This window comes from Psychrobacter sp. A3 (assembly GCF_028823565.1).
In the GTDB taxonomy this organism is placed as follows: Bacteria; Pseudomonadota; Gammaproteobacteria; order Pseudomonadales; family Moraxellaceae; genus Psychrobacter; species Psychrobacter celer.
This window is the reverse complement of the sequence record NZ_JAPEHS010000018.1, coordinates 1-18,063: the sequence shown is the minus strand read 5'-3', so window position 1 is coordinate 18,063 and position 18,063 is coordinate 1. Positions and strand designations below refer to the sequence as shown.

General features: G+C 44.6%; 11 protein-coding genes and 1 pseudogene. 3 read left to right on the top strand and 9 right to left on the bottom strand.

Translation table 11 applies throughout. The features are described 5' to 3' along the window. Positions 1–1,242 precede the first annotated feature (1,242 nt). Complete coding sequence (locus NK638_RS04420; RefSeq protein ID WP_274632094.1) at positions 1,243–3,534, top strand: TonB-dependent receptor; 2,292 nt, start codon at positions 1,243–1,245, stop codon at positions 3,532–3,534. 259 nt (positions 3,535–3,793) lie between these two features. Here the strand turns inward: NK638_RS04420 and NK638_RS04415 are convergent, their stop codons facing one another. Both NK638_RS04415 and NK638_RS04410 read right to left on the bottom strand, forming a co-directional pair. Next, positions 3,794–4,930 (bottom strand): siderophore-interacting protein, encoded by a 1,137-nt coding sequence (locus tag NK638_RS04415; protein ID WP_274632093.1) that lies wholly within the window; start codon positions 4,928–4,930, stop codon positions 3,794–3,796. Positions 4,931–5,281: 351 nt separating this feature from the next. After that, entirely contained in the window at positions 5,282–5,941 is a 660-nt protein-coding gene (locus NK638_RS04410; protein ID WP_274632092.1) for a hypothetical protein, read from the bottom strand. 365 nt (positions 5,942–6,306) lie between these two features. Between NK638_RS04410 and NK638_RS04405 the strand changes: the two genes are divergently transcribed. Continuing rightward, positions 6,307–7,287, top strand: coding sequence for an alpha/beta hydrolase (locus NK638_RS04405; protein ID WP_274632091.1), 981 nt, complete (start codon positions 6,307–6,309; stop codon positions 7,285–7,287). Positions 7,288–7,480: 193 nt separating this feature from the next. Here the strand turns inward: NK638_RS04405 and NK638_RS04400 are convergent, their stop codons facing one another. Then, positions 7,481–9,823, bottom strand: a complete 2,343-nt coding sequence (locus NK638_RS04400; RefSeq protein WP_274632090.1) for a FepA family TonB-dependent siderophore receptor — start codon at positions 9,821–9,823, stop codon at positions 7,481–7,483. A 619-nt stretch (positions 9,824–10,442) separates the two neighbouring features. Here NK638_RS04400 and truC point away from each other — a divergent pair. Continuing rightward, on the top strand, positions 10,443–11,201 hold the full coding sequence (gene truC / locus NK638_RS04395) for a tRNA pseudouridine(65) synthase TruC (RefSeq protein ID WP_274632089.1): 759 nt from the start codon (positions 10,443–10,445) through the stop codon (positions 11,199–11,201). Positions 11,202–11,220: 19 nt separating this feature from the next. On the opposite strand, the gene NK638_RS04390 is transcribed toward truC, so the two are convergent. From NK638_RS04390 to NK638_RS04365, 6 genes and pseudogenes are all read right to left on the bottom strand, one after another. Beyond that, the gene (locus NK638_RS04390; protein WP_274632088.1) at positions 11,221–12,159 is read right to left on the bottom strand and encodes a response regulator; all 939 of its coding nucleotides are present in this window, start codon (positions 12,157–12,159) and stop codon (positions 11,221–11,223) included. 24 nt (positions 12,160–12,183) lie between these two features. After that, on the bottom strand, positions 12,184–14,544 hold the full coding sequence (locus NK638_RS04385; protein WP_274632087.1) for an ATP-binding protein: 2,361 nt from the start codon (positions 14,542–14,544) through the stop codon (positions 12,184–12,186). A 289-nt stretch (positions 14,545–14,833) separates the two neighbouring features. Further along, positions 14,834–15,247 carry a PaaI family thioesterase gene (locus NK638_RS04380; RefSeq protein WP_274632086.1) on the bottom strand — a complete coding sequence of 138 codons (414 nt, stop codon included), beginning with the start codon at positions 15,245–15,247 and terminating at the stop codon, positions 14,834–14,836. 67 nt (positions 15,248–15,314) lie between these two features. Further along, positions 15,315–16,262 (bottom strand): DMT family transporter, encoded by a 948-nt coding sequence (locus tag NK638_RS04375; protein ID WP_274632085.1) that lies wholly within the window; start codon positions 16,260–16,262, stop codon positions 15,315–15,317. A gap of 296 nt (positions 16,263–16,558) precedes the next feature. Then, positions 16,559–17,059, bottom strand: a complete 501-nt coding sequence (locus tag NK638_RS04370) for a M48 metallopeptidase family protein (RefSeq protein ID WP_274632084.1) — start codon at positions 17,057–17,059, stop codon at positions 16,559–16,561. A 406-nt stretch (positions 17,060–17,465) separates the two neighbouring features. After that, a pseudogene (locus NK638_RS04365) lies at positions 17,466–18,063 on the bottom strand (choline transporter); the annotation flags it as partial.

The window sequence follows — 18,063 nt, the reverse complement described above, 5'->3', positions numbered from 1 at the left end:
GTATACCTTCAAGTACACAAAACGAGGGGATAAAAAATATTTATAAATATAGTCGATACTAGGAAATTATATTTTTAAGCCGTTCTAAATCTATTTCTTGGATATAGACATTATAAGCAGTTACACAAAGTTTGGGAAAGGCTCTAATTTGTCGCCAATGTTCAACACGCCCTAATGATAAGCTGGTAAATAAGTTATTCTGAAAAATACGTGTAAAACGCATCTCTCTAAAACAAAGCTTGTAAAAGTTCTACTGACTGTTTTAGAATGGCATTGTTAAAAATCCTGTCTATTTTGTTAAGCCTTCTTTCTAAATTGCATCAACTTTAGGGTTTGGTCGAACAGGTCCACTTATCCATATATGTTACTTATACAGCATTCATAATGCTGAAAACACGATGACCCTATCATGTCTACTAAGCATCGAAAGCTTGTTTTACGATATTCATCACCAGTAACGATGTGGTTTGGCATGTTGGTCGCATGTTTCGCTTGGATCATGCACATCACGCTTTTTCTAACACCTTTATGGGACGATAACCCTCACTTAGGTCATGGCGTCTGTGCTGAGCTTGCACCAGTAGTATCGGTCATCAAACAGTATGAGCAAATACAGACTGATATTGCGCACACCAGTCATCACATACCCATTGATAGTGCCGCTCATCACTTACCACACCAAGCATCGACTGCGACCGTTAAGCCTATCATAACGGTTGACGCCGCATCTTCGCAGGCAGCCTTATATAACAAAGATAAGGTTGAACGCTCTGAATCTAACCCTAATGCCGTCAAATACCATGGCTGCGACCTTTGCACTGCCATGTCTGCGGCACTATTACCAGTCGCTTTTACACATACTGACTCGGCTTTGATTGAACTGTCTACTGTCTCAGTCGCATTTTTATATCGTTCACATAGTTATTATTCGGTTAGTTTTCTAAGACCCCTCGCACGCGCTCCTCCACTAGTCACATCCATATAATCATTCACATTTATAGGCTAATATTTTTAGAGCATTAATAACGATACTCCCCATCAACGCACCTGCTTGGCATGTTGATTGAGGTGCTTGTATACGCTTGCTTAAAAAACCATGCTCAAAATGCTATCTCTTTATATCGAGAAACATTCAGTAAATGCTTACTCTAAGCCCATAAGTGGCTTGTCTGACATTCTATCTCGGTAAAAACTGAATAATCGATTTCATAAAATATTTTTGCAAATCTCTAGGAACATAAGATGTCATCTTCATCAATGAACGTTGTACCTATTTTAAAACTAAGTGTTTTAGCTTTATCTTTGTTGCATATCAGTAGCACTTATGCAGATTCTACCACCGTAAAAGCGTACATGCAGACTACGGATGATGAGCCACACATCCGATTGCCAGAAATCGTCGTTTATGCGAAGCCATCTAGTACCGATGCCCTTGGAACAGCAGCCAGCATTAATCAAACATTTATTAGCAGCAAACAAGTGGCAAGCAGTGATACAGCCACTATACTGACAAAAATACCCGGTCTGAATGTACAAAGTGCTGGTGGTATCTCAAACCTACCTGTGATGAGAGGCTTGGCGGACAATCGTCTACGTGTTTTAGTAGATGGTGTTGACTCAATCGCCTCTTGTCCAAATAGTATGAACTCACCCCTTTCTTATATCTCACCAAGCTCTGTAGATGAAACCACCGTCTATGCAGGTGTGACGCCTGTGAGTGTCGGTGGTAATAGTATTGGTGGCACTATCGTTGTCGAAACAGCAGAGCCTGTCTTTTCAACGGATAGCGACATACTAACTTTAGGTGAAATTGGCACATTTTATCGTAGCAATGGTGATGCTTATGGTGCCAACTTTTCGACCACAGCGGCAAACGATCAACTTAGCCTCACCTATAAAGGCAGCTTCGCACAGGCAGATAACTATAAAGCTGGTGGTAGTTTTAAATCTTATACCCAAACAGGGAACCCTAATAAAACATTAGCAAAAGACGAAGTTGGTTCAACCGCTTATGAGAGCAAAAATCAATCATTAGACATTGCTTATAAGAATGGTAATCATCTGCTACAAGGTACTTATCTGTGGCAAAACGTACCAAAAGAACTATATCCAAACCAGCGGATGGACATGCTCGACAATCAGCTTGACCGTATTAATCTACGCTATCAAGGAGCGTTAAACTGGGGACAGTTAGAAGCACAGGCCTATCATGAAGATGTCGATCATTATATGAATTTTGGAGAAGACAAACAGTTCTTGTACGGTGCCGCCAAAGGTATGCCTATGAGTACCAACAGCAAGACGATTGGAACCAATTTAAAAGCGATTGTCGACTTAGCTGAGCAAGGCACACTTAATATAGGGGCTGAATATCAAGACTATACGCTTGATGACACGTGGGCAGCATCTGGCAACGGTATGATGTCGCCAAACAAATTTCAAAATATCAACAATGGTCAACGTCAGCGTATCAGCATCTATGGCGAATGGGAAAAAGACATCTCTCCTGAATGGACAACTCAGCTTGGTACCCGCTACGAAAACGTACGTACCAGTGCTGATGAAGTACATGGCTATCAAGTCGGTGGTCAAAACAATATGACCAATCAGTTGCGAGATAGCGCTAACTTTAATGCCAGCGACCGTAGTACCACTGACCACAACATCGACGTAACCGCGATCGCCCGCTACAACATTGATGCACAAAAAACCTTAGAACTGGGGCTGTCGCATAAAGAACGCACACCCAGCCTCTATGAACGCTATACGTGGTCGACATGGCCCATGGCGGCTGTCATGAATAATACTGTTGGAGATGGCAATGGCTATTTTGGTGATCCCAATCTGAGTTCTGAAAAATCAAATACCCTATCAGCTACCTTAGACTGGCGCGCTGATGATGACAGCTGGGGTATTAAAGCTACACCTTATTATTCATATATTGATGACTATGTTGATGCCGTACAGTGGAATCGTATGACCAATACAGCGGCGGGTACTCAAACAACTAATCAATATAATGTACTGCGCTATACCAACCAAGATGCTGAGATATATGGCATAGATATCTCAGCCAATCAGGAGTTGGCAGCAAATGCTTGGGGGTACTGGGATATAGTAGGCTCTTTAAGCTATACCAAAGGGGAAAATAAAGACAGCGGCTCAGACTTATATAACATCATGCCATTTAATGGCAGTGTCGCCCTGAATCGGGAAAATAACGGTTGGACAAACCAAATCGAAGTGGTGGGTGTCGCGGCTAAAAAGGATGTATCCACCCCTCGCAACGAAATTAAAACCGCGGGTTATGGTCTCTTAAACCTCAGTACGGGCTATCAGTTTAAAGAGGTCGCAATTGAGGCTGGTATCGATAACGTATTTGATAAAAACTATGCATTACCTCTAGGGGGCGCATACATGGGTCAGGGTAGAACCATGTCTATGAATAAGGAGATAGATGGCAGCTCTAACTGGGGCACATCTGTCCCTGGCGCGGGTCGCTCGTTCTATATAGGTGTCAACTATAAGTTTTAGTTGTCATTAAGATAGATTTCTAACTTTTTTATACCATTTCCAAAAATGAGAGTAACAAAGAAAACTTGTGTGATATGACCAATAACAGGTTTAATAAGTCACACAAGGCTAATCGTATTTTTGGATTTGGTATTATTTTATGGAACCATCTTTAAGACTATAGTATTGTTCACTGCGACAGTTTATATAAGATTTTGGGGCTGTCCTAGATAAGTAAAGTTATTTAGGATAGCACTACAGAGCGACTTATACTCACCTTTTACGACGCCCGCCAATACACTTTCATAACCATATCTTGGCGAGATAAATCAAACTTAGTCTTTAATTGGCGCCTTAATACTTTGGCATCAGCTGCGCTAAGCGCGCCCCAAACCTTCTCTATAAGAATAGAGCCGTCTTCTAAACGTGTATCTATAGCTGAGACAATAGCATCAGGAAGATCAATAGAAGGTGTATTCAAAATATGTACTATATTGTCTTGTTTAAAATTATCAATCTGTGCCAATGTCTGACTTAATTCGATATCTTGTAGATAAGCCGTATCTGCATCATCATTAGTGACGACAATGACGATTGGCGCTATCGTATTTTGCCAATTTTCTATTAAATTAGCGACTGTTGGTATAGACGTTTCGTCACAAATAAGCAGACACTGACCCTCATTTAAATGTACAATTTTTTCTGGATAATCGCGTACACTTTTAAGTTGTGTTCCTGCTTGAACCGCTCTCGCCCAATTACCACCAGGGGTATCACCATGAATAAAAGCATCCACCCAGCCTTGTACTTGCTGAGTTTCTGCGTCTTGCCATGCTTTTCGCAAGGTATAATAGCGCTGTAATTTCTCCGGAGCGTTATCAGGGGCAGATTCACTACTGGTTAATATGCCACTATTCATTTCAAAAAGATAAGCATATCCTGCATGATTCAGTGGCGAATCAGCAGGCGCAGTTACGACCAATCGATACATATTTGGACTGGCGTAATAACTATCAATCACAGTGAAATAACGCACTTGCTGTTTTATCGCAAGCTTGCCAAGTTTCTTTGAAGCCACCTGCAAGAGGTTGATATATTGCGACTTCAAAGTAACCGTTTCATCAATCACATTTTCAAATTCAATAAAGAATTGCTTGACCACATCAGGCAACGATTCAGCTTTATGACTTGGTAGACTTTCTGAGTTTTGAGCTGCTGCTTCGAGCAATAATCCATCGCTATAAACCTCTGCTACCACAACCGCTACATCATTACTGAGCTTAGTGTCAGCAAATGCCTCCACAAACATAGCCAGCTCATCTTGGTGTTCATCATTGACATGGTTCATGAACTTTATTTTAGCCGCCACGGGTAATGGCACTTTGTCTGTATAATGTTGATCAAAAACTTGGGACATAATGCACCCTTTATAAAAAATTAGTTTTATAAAAAAGACAAGGCGCTTGATCCACTCAATGCGCCTCATTTATTAGGCTTGTAACCTAACAAGCCATGACTATTTCTAAAATTTAGCAGTCGCTGGTACTGACATAAAAAGTAACGATAAAACAGAATAGCATAGCGGAGATAGTCGGAAATGCGAGGATTGATTGGAGGCATTATTAATCAAGTGAGAATTACTTAAAGCCATAGTAGATAACCCATTGGGTTTGTTGGTGGTTTTAAAAACAGATCACGATTAAACGGAAACGACTCTGGCTTCATCTAGTGAAGTCAGAGCCTGTTCTTACCAGTTAGAACTCAACAACTAAAACCCTCTAGCATTATCACTAGTCACGGTATAAAAGATATTAAAAGCACTATTAGCACCAGTCTTGACCACTTTGCCATCTATCAAGGCACTGGCCTCAAAATCAATGCCGCCACCTGCGCTTTCACCACTGGCAATATTGGGTAGCGTCAGTGAGCGCAAAACCACTTTTTTATCAGTCACTGCGGTGTCTCGTTTGGTCAGCTTCGTACCGCGCGGTTTGACGACCTCCCCTTTGATCACTGCTTTAGACAAATCATCATAAATAATGTCAAAGTCTAATAACTGCGCCTGCTTAAGCTGAGCTTGTCCATTAACGACAGGGATACCGATGAGCGACTTACTGCCGCGGTGAATCATGCGATTATCGATAACTTTACCATTATCTAGCGCTCGTGCTTCTGCAGCAATTGAGCTGGTACGATTCATCAGCATGACTTTATAACCTGGTACAGCCGCTTTACCCTTTCCATCAAAAATATCAGCGACCAATTCTGGTGCATTTTTCGCTTCATTAATGACTACTCGAGCAGCGCTTTCAGAAACAGGATAGTCTTTGCCGTCAATCGTCAAATAACGATTATCAGCATAGCTGCTTTGCGTTTTCATCAGACCCGTGGTGACAGCATTAGAAGGCGTTGCGCTCGATGATGACATCGTATTTTGACAGCCTGCGACTCCCAAAGATAATAGGGCAATAGATAAAATACAAACTTTAGATAATGGGTTTTTGCTGAAACATGAGTGAGTTGAGCGTGACATAATTTAATCTCATAAGAAGGATTTTTGTGAAATACAGAACCATTAGAAAGCATTATTATTGATAATGATTATCATATGCATTATTATTACGATATTGTAACTGATTGTCAATAATTATCAGTGATATAAATTGCATTTTTAATTCTCTTACAGCTTCAATATAAGCAACGCTATGTCTAAGACTTTGTTCAATAAACTAAATATAATAAAGGATAAGTATGTCAAGATCTCGGGGAATCCTTGCAATGATAACGATAACCATGGCAGGAGTAGTGATGTCACCAAGCTATGCTAAACCTGATTTGACCAAGACTGTAGATATGAGCTTATTGCATGCCAAAGATATCGGGTATCGTTTCGTATATCATACCTTCAATGCACCTGCACCAGAACTATTCTCCTCTAGCTTAACCGATTCACAATTGAAAACGCTGCAAACCTATGCAAAACCTCGTCATTATCAAGTGTGGTTAGCTATTCCTGAGCAGACAACCTATCATCTACTCTCTAACAATTCTGTAAAAACTCCTCGTAAAGTGCTTTATATGCTTGATGGTAATGCGGCTATTGATGATTTAGATAAGGATACGCTGCGCTTATTATCCCAGTCTACACCACAAAAATCAGCGCCTACTTTGGTCTTTATAGGTTACCAAACACCTTATCGCTTCGATGTTGATGCCCGCGCCTACGACTATACCCCACCATTATTAGCCAACACTGTAGATAACGGTGCTTTTCAAGAAGAAGGTAGAGAGCGATTAAACGGCGGTGCAGCACACTTTTATGAGTTGATTGAAAAAGAAATTAAACCTTGGGTATATGAACAGTTGGGCGAGAAACCGAAGCAAGAAGCCATTTGGGGACACTCTTACGGTGGTTTGTTTGTGTTATATAATTTGTTCAAGCATCCTGAAGCTTATCAGCAGTATTTCAGTGCAGATCCATCACTTTGGTGGCAAAATGGAGAGATGATTAACTATTGGCAGGCATATCAAAATCTTCCTAAAGCGCAACTTGCAGATATAACTAATAATAAACACAAACAAATACGACTCACTTTTAGTCACTCTCCAGAGCAGACCACTATGCCAGTAGTAGCGCCTACTGTGCTGAATAAAAAAGAGTTCGCTAAAGAAGTTTGTGATCACTTTGACAAGCATTGTCGTTATCAGTTTTATGATCAATCACATGGTGAGGTATTTACAACCTCTCTATTAGAGAGCTTAAAGAACTTCTAAGATTAAGCCTATTCAAGATAACTTTAGCACTCTGACCTTATCTACTGGATAAGAAAAACCTCGCTAGGTTACCCGAGCAAGGCGGGAGAGAAACTTTTTACAAGATTATGAGACAATTGATCACCCAAATAAAAAGGTCTGAACCATTAGTTCAGACCTTTTTTATTCTTAAAGAAAATACTGTATCTAAGAATTAAAAATCAACACTCACATCAAACACATAAGTACGGCCAGGCTCATTAAAAGTACGTGCACCAGCATTCGTAGCGGTACCCTCACGATAAATACCCGTATCAAATAAGTTTTTGACACCAGCACCAACCGTAATCGCGTTTGTCAAATTATAGCGAGTGCTCACGTTAGCAATGGCATACGGCTCGCGATCAAGCAACGGGTCATCACTATCATCTCCCGTCGTCGCTGAAATCGTTGGGGCTTCAATCGTGCCATAGTAGCTCACATCAAAACCTGCATTCCACTGAGGCGTGATATCCCAATCGACACCCGTGTTTACAGTGAACTTAGGAATGAGCGATAATGGCTCGCCATTGTCTTTACGCTCTGAGCGGATGTTACCAGTGATATTAGAAGACCATCTTACATTGTCAGTGACTGGTACTTGTACAAAGCCTTCTAAACCTTCGACAATTGCTTCACCTTGATTGTCCCATTGAAAGATAGAACGATCTGTCGCTGTATCTACCGCCACACGATCCGTACCAGCACCAATGCGGTTATCATAGGCATTGTGATAATAAGTCAAACCAGCATTCAATCCAGTACCATCATCATAAGTAAAGGTCAGCTCTTTGTTCCAAGAGGTTTCATTTTCTAGATCAGGATTACCTAAGACATGACACCCTCCACTTCTGTTTTCATCTTTCACGTATTGTGGACAGCCATAACCACGAGTGTAGTAAATGTAGTTTGGGTCAAGCTGGTATAGCGATGGCGCTTTAAATGCACGACTGACACCCGCCTTCACTGACCAATCAGGGCTAAAATGCCAAGTGGTATTGATACTAGGCGACCAGTTACTGCCAGCTTCACTATGATAGTCAAAACGTAAGCCTGGCGTGACATACCAATCAGGCGTGATCTCATAGTTATCTTCTAAATAAGCACCGACGAGGTAGGCATCTGAGGTCGGATCGCGCTTGTCAGGATCGGTCTCTACATCACCAAACTCAAAACCATCCTCAAATGTCATATCAGATACCACAGGGTTATCCAGCTTTTCACCGCGGAACTCTGCACCAGCCGTCAAGGTATGACGATCAAAGTAGATATCCCACTCTGATTTGGCATTTAACGTATCGTAGGTTGCCTCTACCCATTCAAAATCCTCGCCGTCGTCAGGTATGACAATCTGACCTTCGCCACCACCCGCACTACCTTCACCCAAGCGCTCATTAATTGTCCGAGTGTACTCGACGAAACTGTTACTACTAGCGTCATCGTACTCACCGCGATGGGTGATCGCCGCGCCGTAGCGCTGCATCTTATTGGTGGTCTCACCTTCTAACTCATCTAACAAGTTTTCGTTCACTGATTGGAATAATGAGTCACCTGCCCAGCGGTTTTCTTGACGACTATAATTGACCTCAACACCGACCGTATTCATCGCATCCATCGCGTATTCGAACAACTGACGCGCATCGATGTTTTCAACGCCTTCACGACCCGCCGCAATAGACGGTGCAGGGCCACCACGCCCATCAACAATCAGCGCATCGTCAGCATTGATATACGGGTCATCGCCTTCACTATCGTGGTAACCAATGGTAGTACGTGAGGACAGCTTATCAGTCAATGCACCAGACATATTGATGTTAGTACGCCAGTTGCTGCCTTCTAGGTCACTCTCTGGCGTCTCATAGTGCCCACTGATAGAAAACTCTGACTCAGTCGGGCGCTTGGTGATGATATTGACTACCCCGCCCATACTACCAGAGCCATAACGAGCGGCTGCTGGGCCACGCAATACTTCGATGCGCTCAATAGCACTTGGTGGTACCCACTGCGAGTCACCACGTGTGTCTTGCTCACCACCACGGCTCGGTCGCGAGGAATTACGAGAGGTGACAGGACGACCATCGATTAAGATAAGCGTGTTGTTCGGACCCATTCCGCGCAGGTCGATTTGACGCTGATTACCGCGCTGTCCAGAAGTTGAGGAACCAGATAAATTGACGCCAGGCATTTTGCGCACGATCTCTGCAATGTCATTGGAAACAGAGGCTTTCTCGATGGCCTCTTCGCTAATGACAGACAACCCCGCCGCTTGCTCGAGCTCCTCTCGTGCCGCCTTGACGACGATAGTATCCAGCTCAACAGAAGGCATCGCTTGCTGTTCTGCCGCTTCTTGCGCTTCTATTTGTTGTACAGTAAGACCCTCGCTCTCAGCTGCAAATGCGGTAGTAGTGAGAATAGAGGCAATCGCCATGCCAAGCAGCGCTTTACCCGTCACTACGTGTAATGGCTTTGATAGATGAAGGACATGCTCAGAAGCAAAAGAGGGTGATGATGTTGGCATAAATGACAATCCTAAAGTATTTAGTATTTACCAATACCTGTTATGTTTTCTGATAGCGCTGGTCAGCAACAACCTAGTGAGTAAGTGGCAGCAAAGCACGGATATAGTTGTGTTTGATCGTTATAACATCAGAATAAAGGCGGTATTGATATCCATAGCATCTTGAGGACAGAGAGCGACTCGATGCTTAGTAATAAAGAGTACACACTCTAGCAACATTCAATAAATAAAGCAAATAATAATGATAACTATTATCGTTAGTATTTGCTTTATTTTCTGGTGTCATAAAGTTATAAATCTAATGATCACACTCATGGTCAGGTGATGTGGCCAAAAACTTTCAAATGCATGACCTGCGAAGCTAATGGTCTGATAGTAGCAGTCATTTTCAGCGAGACGCTAAAAAAGCGATATCGTCATTACTACATAAAAGAGATATACTGTATATATTCGCTAAACTGACTTAAATTTTCTTGCGTGCTGTGCCTGCGCCGACAGGTGCTGCGTAAAACTTATCTCAGTCTCGCTGTAGCCTGTTTATATTGACCTGACTATATATAAAAACAGCCAATGTATAATAGATATATAATGATAGCCTCTACAGTATGGGTAAAAAAACATGAATATCGAAAGTGATAACGTCAACCAAGTAGAGATTATTTATGAAGATGAGTTTTTGGTGGCGATTAATAAAGAGGCGGGGCTATTGGTGCATCGCAGCTGGCTGGATAAAGGCGAGACGCGCTTTGCCCTGCAGCTGACCCGTGATGCCGTAGGCTGTCATGTGTTTCCCGTACATCGTCTGGATCGGCCGACGTCAGGGGTATTATTGTTTGCCAAAAGTGCGGACGTGGCGCGCACGTTGACCGAGGCCTTTACTACGCGCCAGGTAACCAAACAGTATTTGGCGGTGGTGCGCGGCTTTATGCCAGAGCAAGGCTTTGTTGATCATGCGCTAAGCTTTCAGCCAGACGCCATCGCCGATAAGTTTGCCAATGTGGACAAACCTGCTCAAGAAGCGGTGACCCATTGGCAACGCTTAGCACAGATCGAGCTGCCATTTGCCGTATCAAAAAAGCACAACACCAGCCGCTACAGCCTCATGCGCTTGATGCCCGTTACTGGTCGCAAGCATCAGTTGCGCCGGCATATGAAGCATTTGTTTCACCCCATCGTGGGTGATACCAGTCACGGCGATGGACGGCACAATCGATTTTTTCGTGCTCAGTATGATTGCACGCGCATGCTACTGCATGCTCACAGTTTGGCGCTCAGCCATCCTGTCACCGGTGAGCCACTGCTACTAAAAGCAAGACTGGACGAGCAGTGGCGGCACATCATAGAAGCCTTTGCTTGGACAGCGAGTATTACAGACTAGGCGCAGTTATCCATCGCTGCTATTTACCGATGCGCCAGCTTTTTATTTTGGTAAAAAAACCTTTTATTCTCTCAGAAAAGCCAAACGCCTCGGACGCAGGCACTGCCTCAACCTGATGGCGCGCTGCCAGTATCGGCTGCTGGAGTAGTCGCTCATGATGATCAAAAGCGCGATCCAAACTGATACTCATCATAGAAAAATTGGTCGGTCGTGGTAAGCAGCGATACACTTGACCCTTATTGATTAAATCAATCACCATATGAGCATCTTTAAATTCAGTCAGCATCAACACCATCAAGTCTGGCTGGATGTTTTTTAGGGCATAAACCACAGGCGTGATGTTTTCTTCGTTGAGCATGGCGTCAGCAATGGTGACCCCAAAGCGCTTTTTTTGTAATAAGCTTGCTGCCTGCTCCAGCGTGTTTGCCCAGCTCACTGTATAGGCGCCCTTAAAATGACTTTTTATTTGCTGATAGACATGCTCGTCATCGTCTAATACCAGTAGATGGCGCTTGCCAGCTGTATTACTGTATGCAGAGTGAGACAGTGCGGTGTCCCCAAAAACACTCGGGGCTATGTCTTGTGTTTGTTGAGCAATCTCTGTCGCTTTGTTGATGACGTCTTTTAGCTCGTCATTTTGCCAAGGTTTGGTGATATAACGATAAATCTCGCCTTCATTGACCGAATCAATCACCGCATTGAGATCCGCATAGCCTGTTAGCAAGATACGAATGGTATTGGGTGACGCTTCTTTAATATCACGCAAGACTTCCGTCCCTTGCTTATCAGGCATACGCTGATCACTGATGACCACTTGGACATCGTGCTCGCTGACATATTCCATAAGCTCAGTGGCATCGGTGGTGGTAAATACATCGTGTGACTGGCGAAAGTGCATCTTTAAACTGCGTAAGATGCGCGGCTCATCATCGATAAAGGCAATCTTTGGTTTTTGCATGTCATTCTCTTTATGGTTTTAAGTCTATTCATTTTCAAATAAAGCCCGAGCTGATTTACTCTTATGGGCAGTCGACTGCACAGGCAGCAGCAGCGTAAACGTCGTGCCCTCCCCAACGACTGAACTGACCTCCATACGTCCATGATGCTGCTCCATGATTTGCGCGCTAATAGCCAGCCCTAGACCTGTGCCCTCACCGGCTTTTTTGGTAGTAAAAAATGGCTCAAAAATCTGTACCAGCTTGCTCTCCTCGATGCCCACGCCATTGTCTTTGACACTCACGGCTAAGTACTGCTGGGTGTCATTGACAGATGACGTAATATGCAATGTGCCTTTACGATCGGCTGGTATGGCTTGAGCGGCATTATTAAATAGGTTTAATAACACTTGGTTGATTTGTGAAGGATTGCATTGAATCAACGGCAGCTCGGCAAGCTCTGTGCTGACGTCTAGGTTTTTTAGATTGTTTCGCGCCATGACAAGGGAGGTGGTGATACAGTCATTGATATCGACTTCTTTGACTTTAGATTCATCAATTCGAGAAAAATCACGCAAGCTGACGACCAACTCTGCAATCTGATCGACGCCGTACAGCCCGTCTTTAATCAAATCGGCCAAATCCTCACTGACCTCATCTTCTTTGATTGCCTCGCAGCATTGTAAGGTTTGCGCTATCAGTTGCTCGGTTTTTTCTGGCGGGGTATTTGGCGCTTTTAAGGCCTGCAATAACTGCTCGGTATGCTGTATCAGCTCATCAAAACGCCCAAGATTATCACCCACCAATTCCATATTGCTGCGCACATAGCCAAGCGGGGTATTGACCTCGTGTGCCACGCCTGCCACCATCTGGCCGAGCGTGGCCATTTTTTCGGAGCGTACCAGCTGCACTTGTGAGGCTTTTAGCTCATTCATGGCTTGCTGTAGGTCTTGGGTTCGAGCTGCGACTTGCTTTTCTAGATGGACATTGATTTCAGCCAGTGCGCCTTCGTTTTCGACGATACGGTCGATCAGGTGATTGGTTTGTTCACTGATGACATGGATTTCACTGACCGCTGAGGCTGGCAGTTTGTGCGCGCTTAACTGCTGATATTGCTTTTGTTCAATCAGCGTACCCATGTCAGCCACAGCATCCGCCATCCGCTTGAGCGGCCGCGTGAAGTAGCGACGAAACACCCATGCGGTCAATAACAAGATCGGTATAAAACCCAACAACATGGCCTGAATCAGCTTGTCAGACAACGCATTTGCCACGCTCATCATATCGTTATCAGGCTTGACGACGACCATCTTCCAATAGGTAAACGGCATACGAAAGACAAAAGCGGTCGCCGGCTGCTGCAATATAAAATCATCGGGCACAGCGATGGTCTCAACCAAATGGCTGTCTGCAAGCGCAAACGTCTGATCGATATTTAATAGCAGTAAAGCAGAGAGCAGTTTGGACTCTTGCTCGCTAATCTTGTCTAGATTGGTGGTGCTCAAGATACTACGAGCAGCGAGTGTAAAGCGGCCTTCATCTTTTGCCAGTGCTTCATCGATTAGCTGATGATTGATACGCTCTAAGCTGTCCGCAATCGGTGCAAAACCAGGACTTTGGGCGGCCAGCTGCCGTGCCGTGACTACCTCACCTTGCGGATTATTCTCAGTCGTTTGTGTGACCTTCGATTGCTCTGGAAAGGCCAAAAACCGATTGTCCAAATCGACCAAAAACACATAACCACCGAGCTTGTCTTGCCACCTTTTCATGGCAGCACCGAGGTTATCCAGCAACAAATTAAAGCTCACTACCCCATCAAACGCCTGATTGCGACTGTCATACAGCGCCTTGGCGCAGGTCATTACCCGCTGATTGCTCACAGGATCGACATAGGCTCGGCTCCAGACGCAGTGGTCGTGCCGCGCATACATCGCAGGGATGTACCACCAGTCCCGATAATACGGAGTTGGCGTTTGACGGACTTGATTATAACGCGTCAATGGCTGCATCACGCCTGACGTGTCTCGCGTCCAGACAAACGACTGGCGCTCGCGGCCTTGTACATACATATTGGGGTCAAACCACACACCGCCGCCCACGATACGCGCATCCGTCTGCTGCATGAGGTTGCCAAAGGTTTGTTTATAAATGTCATCTTGTTTTGGCAAGCCGCCTGCCATCGTGCTGGTGGCTTTGGCCAGTCCATCGACATGATTGATACTGGCCATGATGCTATTGATGGCTTCGTTGCCGGTTTCTACGACTATCTCTGACGTCATCGCTAGAATGCGCGGTTTGGCTTGGGTTTGTATGACCCAGTACACCAATAAAATAATCAACAAAAAAGCCAGTGCCAAAATAACCAAGATACGAGTGGAAATACTGCCAGACCGACCAACAACCTTCATAAACATCCCTAATGGCTATGCGTTGACTGCTATCGACATATCAATAAATAACTAAAGATATGAGTGTGAGGCAACCACGATTTATCGTGAGCACAAGGATACGGTGCCGTTATGACAATATGATGACAAAACTGGTGTTTACTATTCTTCAGACCATACACATAAAAAAGCCCTCAGCAGTGACGCTAAGAGCTTTTTTAGAAAACGATAATAAACTTTAATTCACTAGCATTTTAAATGATAGCAAGTTAGATAATAGTACTTTAAACGATTTGTTGTATGACTCGCACTATGTGAGCGCTGGTGGCACCGAGTACGTTCCAACGACATGAGCCACCATATCACTTGAGCCTTCTGAGTACAGCGACACCTCACCCACTATCAGGGTTCGCCCCACTTTCATCAGGGTACACTCCGCTATGATGCGAGCCTCAGACGAGGGTTTTCGCAAAAAATTAATCGTCAAACTGGTGGTCACGGTCAAAGGTACGATGCCGATCCTACCGAGGATGGCCACATAAATTGCCACATCCGCGATGCTCATCAATACAGGCCCTGATACTGTCCCACCTGGGCGTAGCTCATCTACGCCAATATTATGTGATAGCACTGCCCCTTTATCATCTACCGACTCGACCACGCATTTGGTCTGCGGAAACTCTGCTGCCATAAAGGCGACGATCTGTTCTTTAGTTGCCGACATATACACTCCTTGTTCAGCGGCTCTTATTCCTTTATAAGTATAAGTTGCTTTTTTACTTATTGCTGTTTTATTCACTGTCTTTTGCTGCTCGCGCCGTCACTCTTACCCCGCCCCACGTCACCAAAACCACACCTACCGCAATCAGTGAAGCGCCTAAAAACAACCCATCAGGCGGCGTCTCTTTTTGCAAAAAAATAGCGATTGGCACGCCGACGACCGCGCCCACCGCGCCCAATAAGCTAAGCAGCACTGGGCCACCCGTCTTTTGTAATAAAAACAATAGCAAAAACTGCCCAGCAAATAGCCACGCTTGTAAGACAATCACAGCAATCGGCAGCCATCCTGTGTGCGGTAACGCCACTGAAAAGCCCGGCAACGCTGCACACAATAATAACAGCAGTGCCGCCGCCAACAGCATCCCTGGTGCTAGCGCATTGGGAGAGGCACCCGTAGGCCAGCGCAACGTGCGGTAAATATTACCAGCTGCCAGCAGCACTGGGCCACACAGCGCGATAAACACCCAAAACATACTGGTGTCTGGCGCAGAGAATTTGTGTGCCGCCAGCACCCCCGCCCCCAGTAGCGCAGCCCCCACGCCAAACGCACGACTGATATCAAAGCGCTCCATGCGTAAAGTGAGCGCGGCCAAATAAGTGAGCAGCGGCGGCAACGACACAATCAGCGCCACAAACCCTGCGCCGACATGAGGAATGGCCGAAAATAGCAACAAATTAGACCCCGCCACACTGACCAAAGCGGCGATAACATAATACTCAAAGCTGCGTTTACTCAAGGGTGGCAACTCGTGCCTAAGCACAGCCACCACCAACAGTATGAGGGCGGCGCCTGCTATCGACCAAAACAAAAACGCCAATGGTGTTAGCCCCACCACTCCTGCATATTTTGCCACATTGGTCGAGACACCGATCAGTGCTCCACCCGCCAACAGACACAGTACGGGGACAAGCCATGTTGCTTTACCCGCACGTATGGGCGGCGTCATGCGTGTACTCATCGGCTATCCTATCGGATCGTATTTTATCGTTAATCGTCATACTCATACGGTTTCATTCCGATGATGATTGGCCCCACCAGCGTAAGGGCCGCGGTAAAACCCTTGCCAATATGAGAAAACATCCATGTTTCACCTATTAATAATGCTTTAGAACGACTACCATAGCACATATCTTTGTGACTCCATCAGGTAATCCACCAAGCAGCTGTCATGCGTAGTCATCAAAAGCAAAAAAGAGTAAGACACCATGCCTTGCTCTTAAAGTAGGTTATATATATTACCTTTTATGAATATTTTTATAGCCAAGATCTAAACTCACGCCAGTGCAGCCATAAACGCGTGTCTAATTCGAGCTGATGATACTCTGGCTCCATATGGCAACATAATTGATAAAATGCCTTGTTGTGCTCATGCTCCTTAAAATGCGCCAACTCGTGCACGACGATCATGCGCAAAAACTCAGGCGGCGCTTCTTTAAATAAGCTGGCCACCGTGATGCTGTTGTGCGATTTAAGCTTACTACCTTGGACGCGAGACTGCGTGGTATGAACCCCCAACGCCTGCTTGAGGACTTTTAATTTGCTGCTATAACTGACATTCGATAGCGGGCCGATTTTGCGCATAGACTGGTTTTTTATGTCGTTTATATATTGATAAAGCGCCTTATCGCTTTGCACTTGGTGCCGATTGGGATATTTGCTTTCTAGATAGTCGCCCAGCCTGCCCTCGCTGATGAGCCGTGCCGCTTGGCTTTGAATATGCTCAGAATAATGAGCGAGGTACTTGAGTGTGGTCACAGATTTATCCTTTTATATAGGGTATGTCTTAGTCAAAATACTTTAAGTACACTATGGTACTGCTGGTATATAGTCAGTTGAAAATAAAACTGTTATATAAATTTAAACGCGCTACTGATATAAATTTTACTTACGTGCTGCGTTCCCAGAGGCTGCGCAACCTACATTTAAAAACAGCATCCCAGTAGCGCTATGCGCTTTTTAGAGTGCATCGACTATAGATACCATGCTTCACTGACTATACTTTACAACTTATTGCTATATATTTTACCTTATACCACCTATTGACCTATCGTCAGCTCATAAATAAACCCCATAAGCTAACTGTAACTTATGGGGTCATCTAAAAGACAATTTTGTCAAGGTATCTAGCCAGTTGACATCTGATTATTCAACATCTAGCTCATTAACGCTCTAAATGTAGATACTGCAAATGGCGCTCATACTGATGCAGAATATCGACCAGCACCTGCTCTTTGGTGTAGCCTACCAAGTCGTACTCTTGCGAGCCATCGCTTAAAAACACCTCAGCACGGTAATAGAACTCTGCATGCTTGGTCGAAGTATTCAGGGTAAAGTTTGGACGCTCAGCTTTGATGAGATTGACCTCATAAATAAAGTCATCTTCATCGCCATGACCAACGCGCAGCTTGATACCGTCTATTTGACCATTGTCATCGTCTAGACCTGCATCGAGATCGTCACCAATATTGGCCAGATTTCGCACATCCAATGACGTCTTTAGACCGCCAGCTCTTAGCTCTTTTTCGACATCACTCATGGCAGGTTTGACGATGTTTTGTAAAAACCGCTCGACTTGCGTATGGCTTGGGAAGCTAACGATACGCTGCAGACGCGCTTTCCAGCTCTTACCGCTATCAAGTACGTTTGCGGTGCCGACCGTACTGGCTTTACGCTTATTGCCCTCTTCTTTTAGGCTGCGCCACATCGACATCATATAAAGCACCAAAATCAGCGAAAATGGCAAACCTGCGATGACAGAC

Bases quoted from the DNA above. Each gene is read 5' to 3' on its own strand.
- NK638_RS04420 (WP_274632094.1), top strand. From the start codon at position 1,243: ATGTCATCTTCATCAATGAACGTTGTACCTATTTTAAAACTAAGTGTT.
- NK638_RS04415 (WP_274632093.1), bottom strand. From the start codon at position 4,930: ATGTCCCAAGTTTTTGATCAACATTATACAGACAAAGTGCCATTACCC.
- NK638_RS04410 (WP_274632092.1), bottom strand. From the start codon at position 5,941: ATGTCATCATCGAGCGCAACGCCTTCTAATGCTGTCACCACGGGTCTG.
- NK638_RS04405 (WP_274632091.1), top strand. From the start codon at position 6,307: ATGGCAGGAGTAGTGATGTCACCAAGCTATGCTAAACCTGATTTGACC.
- NK638_RS04400 (WP_274632090.1), bottom strand. From the start codon at position 9,823: ATGCCAACATCATCACCCTCTTTTGCTTCTGAGCATGTCCTTCATCTA.
- truC (WP_274632089.1), top strand. From the start codon at position 10,443: ATGAATATCGAAAGTGATAACGTCAACCAAGTAGAGATTATTTATGAA.
- NK638_RS04390 (WP_274632088.1), bottom strand. From the start codon at position 12,159: ATGCAAAAACCAAAGATTGCCTTTATCGATGATGAGCCGCGCATCTTA.
- NK638_RS04385 (WP_274632087.1), bottom strand. From the start codon at position 14,544: ATGAAGGTTGTTGGTCGGTCTGGCAGTATTTCCACTCGTATCTTGGTT.
- NK638_RS04380 (WP_274632086.1), bottom strand. From the start codon at position 15,247: ATGTCGGCAACTAAAGAACAGATCGTCGCCTTTATGGCAGCAGAGTTT.
- NK638_RS04375 (WP_274632085.1), bottom strand. From the start codon at position 16,262: ATGAGTACACGCATGACGCCGCCCATACGTGCGGGTAAAGCAACATGG.